This window comes from Marinobacter xestospongiae (genome assembly GCF_023156385.1).
Classification (GTDB): domain Bacteria; phylum Pseudomonadota; class Gammaproteobacteria; order Pseudomonadales; family Oleiphilaceae; genus Marinobacter; species Marinobacter xestospongiae.
On the sequence record NZ_JAKZAK010000046.1, the window covers coordinates 1 to 6,018 of the forward strand.

A 6,018-nucleotide genomic window follows, 5' to 3' on the forward strand; every position below is an offset into this window, starting at 1 on the left:
GTTGTGGTGGCCCAGTGCCACGGCAGTGTCGGGTACCGGGGCAGGATGCGCAGCACCTGGTTGGTGTCGTGGGCCTGTACGTAGGCTCCGCCGGCTTCGGCAATGCGGGTGGCGGCGCTGATCCAGGTGCCACTGTGAGACCATAGGCCCGCCGGGACCAGCCAGTCTTCGATCTGCCAGTCCAGGGACCAGCCCAGGGGCACGCCGTTGGTGGTCAAGGCGTCATCAGGCATTGCTGGACGGTGCGTTCACCGGCGTTGTTGAAGGCCATCACCGGTGCCACGGGCTCCGCCAGTACGTCGGCCACGGCCACTGACCCGTAACCAGGTCTCGCCAAAGCGGCGGTCGCGCTGGATGGTGGCCACGGTGAGGCGCAGGGGTTCGCCGTTGAGGGCCGCCAGGATCTCGGTGCGCTCGGTGTTGCCAGGGTCGATGAGGGGCAGCACGTTGCCCGGGAGACGGGCCGACCAGGACCAGGTCCAGCTGTCGACGTCGATGGACGCACTGAACTCCGCCGCCGGCAGGGGCGTGCCATCCAGTAGCGCGAGTGTGACGGTGTTGAGCACGTAGTATTCCTCCCTGACGGGGATGATGAGGGTGTCGGAGTCCGGGGTTTTGCAGCAACCAAACCGGAGAACGGTGGTGCCGTCCTGTTCCCGACAGAACTGCAGTGTGATGCCGCCGTCATCCGGGTTTTCCGGGTCCACCGGTGGCGTCCATGTCGCCAGGCCTGGCGGCGGGGGAATCGCTTGGGTGTGCCTTGCCCGCAGCTTCAGCGCGACCAGGGCACCCTGCCGCCCAATCTTTCGCCAATGCCTTACGGTCGAAGGTGCGGCTTTCCTGATAAACTAATCGCCCGTTGCGCTTGATCCGAACGGCCGCCCAGTAGGGTTTGCTACCATCGGCGCGGGTTCTGACGGTAATAGTTGGCACGGTGCTCCAAGCCGATTCCTGGAGCACTTTTGGAGCACCAATGATATGAAAATGGGTAAAATGGGCAATAAATGATCGAAAATCAGCCTCAGAAAACAGCAGCAAATTCAGCCACAAGCCGCGCCACAGCAGGCGCCGAGCCCTCTCGGCGGTTTTGCGTCGCTCCAATGATGGATTGGGCGAGCCGCTAATTTTTTATCAATGATTTCATGGCTTTATTAATTCTCCGAATTTCCATGGAGGACTATAGGAGCACTGCCGGGAAAAATTGCCGACCGTTAGGCCCGCCGACCACCGCCCTCACCTTCTCAAAGCAACCCGGCATCCAACCCTTCGGAGCAGCCCAGCCGACGAACCACGCGGGTTCCCCTTGATCAAAATAGAACAGAACACAGCACAAACAGTTCAGAAATATTGACACCAAAACCGCGCCAGAAGCATACTGTTGCCGTCGCTGCAAAATCAGCGACCGGGTTTAGCAGCCCGAATCCAAAGGGGAGCACGCCGCATCTCCAGTTAGAGTTCGCGGTTTTTTTGTGCTCGCAGCATGGCTCTGTGCCGCCGTTATGGGCGGGGCTGTGTGGGAGGCCTTCGGGCCTGCCGGTTCCTTTGGCCGGTCTGCTAACCCGCATAGTCCCCGCCCCCCTGATTAGCAGCAGGATTGCGGTGGTAATTTCCAAAGGAGCCAGGCCATGAACAATCACACTCAAGGTGCGCCCGCACCATCGGTATATACCTTCTCTACTACCGACCTTCGGGTCATTCTGATCAACGAGGAACCTTGGTTCGTAGCTGCTGATGCCTGCACGGCATTAGGCATTCAAAATCCATCCGACGCTATGCGAACACTGGATGATGATGAGGTGACCCTAGATACTATCGAGGGTCGCACACCGACGGGTGGAAACATCAAGAAACCAGTCCGCCTCATCAACGAATCCGGCCTCTATTCCCTGATCTTCAAATCCCGAAAGCCCGAAGCCAAAAAGTTTAAACGCTGGGTCACTCACGAAGTCCTGCCAGCCATCCGTAAAACCGGCAGCTATGGTACGCCCAACTGGTCACCCTCAGACCGAGCTTCATACCAGCTCCGCGAACAGCTGGCCGCCGCCATCCGATCTGTCACCGTCGGCTTCCAGGGAAAAGGCGCGAGCTACGCCATCAACGAGCGCATCCGCAACCATTTCGGCGTGCGCCGGGTAGAAGACCTCAGCACCAACCAGGCCAGGGATGCGATCCACATGGTGGAACAGCTTCGCGAGCCCACGTTGAAGTGGGTCAGAGCCATGAGGAAGCTCGAGAAGGACTATGTTCAGCAGGTGCTGCGGGATGACAAAGTGTTTCTCAGTGCCCCGACCCTGGTCTGCCTGGACCTGGAGCCGCAGGGGATCGTTGCTCCGCTGGACCACCCGGAGTTGAGGCGGTTGCAGAAGGCGAACCGGGGGCAGCGGGATATGTATTCTTTGTTTTTGGATGAGGGGGAGTGAGGTACAAAGGGCTGCTTCCGGGTGGGGGCAGCCCTTTGGTTTTGGGGAGGAGCCCGTTGGCGGCCGTGCGTTGTGCTGGAACCCCGGCTTGACGCCACAGTCACTTGTTATACGCTTACTCAGTCGGGTCTACATCTGAATCATCTATTTCTTCTGGAGACACCTCTATTAGACCTTCCGAATTCACACCTGATAGATTTTCAGCAATTGCATGCAAATAGGTTGCTCTAGTAGATAAAAATGAATCGTAGTCATCATTAAGTGCAGCATCCAGAGCCTCTTCTGGGACTAAATTGCTTTTCAATCGTTTTACTAGCGCTTCTCTACCATCCGATTCAATTATCTTATTCAAATATACACTGGGTGCACTAGCAGAGATCGCGATATTAGACTTAGACGTTAACAGTATAATATTACCCGGAACATTACTTCTCGATGCTTTAACACCATTTTTACTCAAATAAGCTTGCGGAAAAAAATGGTGAAACTCCTTATCATTCGACCAAGCTAAAGACTTGTCTATATCTATCCGCTGTCCGGTTACGATATCCAGAGGATTTTTCGTTGTAAACATTAAAGCAATCATTTTTGATATCGCACTATTTGCACGAAACGGCTTAGCTGCCCATAAAGACGCAGTAGGAACTGACGCAGTTATATCAATTGACGTAGAAGAGCCAGTAGCAAAATCCCTGATTGCTTTTGCATCAGTAGCCATTTGACCACTATCCCACCCACTAAAGTAACCAGATAAAGTGGTCAGCCAAAACCACCTTTTCAATTCAGCCCGTTGACTATAATCTGGATTAGGCAGGGCCCTAAAGAATTCGATTAAGACTGCAAACTGATTAGCATAGGGTAAAGCCTCAGCGCGAGGTGCTCCTACTTCTGTACTCAAAAAATCTACGGCTAATTGTGCAGCGCTTTTTATCTGGTCTGCACACGTATGAAGCGTGTCAGGTTCTAAATGCCTTAAAGAATCAATACTCCCTGAGGAAAAGTCACTTCCACTAGCAGCCCCTAGACAACGCAAGAAAGTTTTATTTTCAAAAGAGTGAAACTTTTTTTCCTCAAGGGAAGATTTAATAGATTCGATGGTTTTTCCTAGATCGAATTCTGGGCTCCACGTTGCAGCTCGCATCAGATCATAAATCGTGAGCCTAGTGCCGGTAGAATTAATCCTCTCAAAAACCGGAGCAACATCATTAATAGACATATCGCCCAGAGTGACTAGAGGTAGCTGGTAATCTTTAAACCTATTAAATAATAAGTCCGCAACGCTTCTTAGGTCTGAATCATCAATAACTGATATTTTTCTAAAATATTCAGCTGGATCGGATAAGCGGCGTATAGGTATTTGGTGGGCAGGTAGTTCATCAGTATGATCGATATGGCTGAACTTTTCGTTTCGCAAATCAAAAATCACATTCCAGATGCTTTTCGGATCACCTGGCTCCCAATGCAAGCACCCGCAGATGGTTGATAACCTTTGCTGCCCATCAAGCAAATAATTAACGGGGTAATTCTGACTTCGCTCACCAACCTCTAGATCGGCGATTGACCTCTTACTTGCAAGCTCCTGCCTAGATTCCCACAAAAGAGCGCTGCCTATAGGGTAGTTTCTATATATTGAATCTAATAGCTCCAATATTTGCTTTCTCTTCCAGACAAATGGCCGTTGAAACTCCGGAAGGATAATATCTCCTACCAAAACCCTATTGGCCAACTGTTCAATCCTTTCTGCCGTTGGCTTTGGATCTTTTGCAGTTATTTTTTTTGACATTTCTATTCCCTATTTAAAAGCCTTGATAATCTCAATTTCGTATAACGCCGCTCAGCACGAGCGGCTACGAAATGAAGGCGAAGCCGCAATGTAGTAGACGTCGCCGTGCCAGGCATTGTTAGAATGCTACACTACAGGCTCCGATCATTGCGGCAAGAGTCGCTATACAGAAGGGAACAACATAGCTCGTAAAGCTAGGCTTGGAAAAGAGACAAATCGCAATAACCCTTAATGTGACTAACCACCCCCTGAAGCCGTCAAACCTAACAAGTGAGTGACTCCCTCCATTGACGACTCCCCTTCCTCTCACAACCCCATCTTCGTCCCTATTGAGGGTGCGCTCAAGGACACGGGCCTCAAGACCACCTTCACGCCATCGTAGCCATTCGATCTCTAACCCTTGCTCTTTCAAGTTAGGCTCTCCAACTTCGATAGCTAAATTTTGACCAACGCGAGACTCAACAAAATTTCGTACCAACAGCGAATTTTTAAAGCTATTTAATTCAGGAGGAAACTCCTTACCGAAAGAGGAACGATGCACTACCCAATAGCGATAGAGAAACCAAAGGAAAATAAGCCATAGCATAATTATAAGTGCGTCGGGACGCGAGAAAGTAACCGAGACTATTCCGAGCCTAATCTCATCAGCTGGGATCGAGGCCTCTCCGACGAAAAATGCAATGATACCAACTGAGATGACGATTAGATTTCTTCTCTCAGGACTCGAATCTTGTATTGTCATACAAAGCTCTCTAACGCCCAGCTCACGCGCCAGTTTGGAGCCGCGAAGCGGCGGAAGATTGGTCGCTGTGCAGCCGATTATTAGCTGCATCATATTTTGCAAATACATTCTTCATTTGTGCTGTAACTCTTGGTCACATCATTATGATAAGAAGCCAGCCATTTATATTTATCTTTCACTTTATCATTCGGCGATAAATTTGCAGCAGACTCGATATTTCTAGCATGATTGGAAAGCCAGATATCTACATTTTCACGATAACCTGAAACCATAATCTCGTCTTTTTCATCAGGAGAAGCTTTCCGGTAAGCACTCATTTGATTCTTGGAACGGTGCCAATCCAAAGCTTCTACACATATTGAGATATAGTCTATGTAGAAAAATTCTTCCTTGTCTGAGCAATACTTTCTGAACATACCTCTAATAGGGTCGTAATCTTCGCTATAGAATTTTCTGTGACCATGATCCGATAGATAATTGTATATTTCCTCACAAAGAGCAATCACCGGAACACAGGCACTTTCTTCTCTCTTAACTGCGCCAACCATGCTTTGACTAATTAAAGTATGGCCCTCTTGATACCACCACCCTAACTCCAACCCACCTCTGATGAAGAGTGAGTCCTGAACGCAGTTTCCCTGTGCGTATGCAAAACCGGCTAACTCACTCATGATTGGATCAAATGTCCCAGAATATTTTGTAGACTCTGACTCCAATGGAATATTTACAACGACACAGTCGGAGAAAGCGAGGACAGTCGTGCTGTTAAGCTGCTGTACTTCCGCTGTCAGCTTATCCTCGGTTTCGAAATCGAATTCATTTTGAATTTTTTTTACACTTGAACGTATATCCTCAATATCCTCTATTGTCTTGGAATTTTTAACTTTTTCACCAAAACCAAGAATATCGATAAAACCTGTTATTCCGACTGATAGATCTTCTTTTTTCATATCCAATCCCTATTTCACGAAGATTCCACTGAGTGACCTGGACAGCTAATCGGGATAGGGAGGCACCTCACGATGCCCCTCCTCCCACATCACCGGGCATACGGATCACGTACCACGGCGATT

At 49.8% G+C, this 6,018-nt stretch carries 6 protein-coding genes and 1 pseudogene; 1 reads left to right on the forward strand and 6 read right to left on the reverse strand.

Annotation, left to right across the window (positions count from 1 at the left end; genetic code table 11):
• The 3 genes and pseudogenes from MLD24_RS21265 to MLD24_RS21275 form a co-directional block, all read right to left on the reverse strand.
• Window positions 1-233: pseudogene (locus MLD24_RS21265) on the reverse strand (hypothetical protein); the annotation flags it as partial.
• Between the two features lie 15 nt (window positions 234-248).
• Entirely contained in the window at window positions 249-707 is a 459-nt protein-coding gene (locus tag MLD24_RS21270) for a hypothetical protein (RefSeq protein ID WP_248169314.1), read from the reverse strand.
• A complete protein-coding gene (locus MLD24_RS21275; RefSeq protein ID WP_248169316.1) occupies window positions 685-1,050 on the reverse strand; it encodes a hypothetical protein in 366 nt (121 codons plus the stop codon). The genes MLD24_RS21270 and MLD24_RS21275 overlap by 23 nt, the downstream gene beginning before the upstream one ends.
• A gap of 575 nt (window positions 1,051-1,625) precedes the next feature.
• Here MLD24_RS21275 and MLD24_RS21280 point away from each other — a divergent pair.
• On the forward strand, window positions 1,626-2,420 hold the full coding sequence (locus tag MLD24_RS21280) for a BRO-N domain-containing protein (protein WP_248169318.1): 795 nt from the start codon (window positions 1,626-1,628) through the stop codon (window positions 2,418-2,420).
• Between the two features lie 115 nt (window positions 2,421-2,535).
• On the opposite strand, the gene MLD24_RS21285 is transcribed toward MLD24_RS21280, so the two are convergent.
• The 3 genes from MLD24_RS21285 to MLD24_RS21295 form a co-directional block, all read right to left on the reverse strand.
• Window positions 2,536-4,203 (reverse strand): DUF262 domain-containing protein, encoded by a 1,668-nt coding sequence (locus MLD24_RS21285; protein ID WP_248169320.1) that lies wholly within the window; start codon window positions 4,201-4,203, stop codon window positions 2,536-2,538.
• A gap of 118 nt (window positions 4,204-4,321) precedes the next feature.
• Window positions 4,322-5,047: a hypothetical protein gene (locus MLD24_RS21290; RefSeq protein WP_248169322.1), complete on the reverse strand. Its 726-nt coding sequence runs from the start codon at window positions 5,045-5,047 to the stop codon at window positions 4,322-4,324.
• The gene (locus MLD24_RS21295) at window positions 5,035-5,895 is read right to left on the reverse strand and encodes a hypothetical protein (RefSeq protein ID WP_248169324.1); all 861 of its coding nucleotides are present in this window, start codon (window positions 5,893-5,895) and stop codon (window positions 5,035-5,037) included. Before MLD24_RS21295 ends, MLD24_RS21290 begins: the two co-directional genes overlap by 13 nt.
• Window positions 5,896-6,018 lie beyond the last annotated feature (123 nt).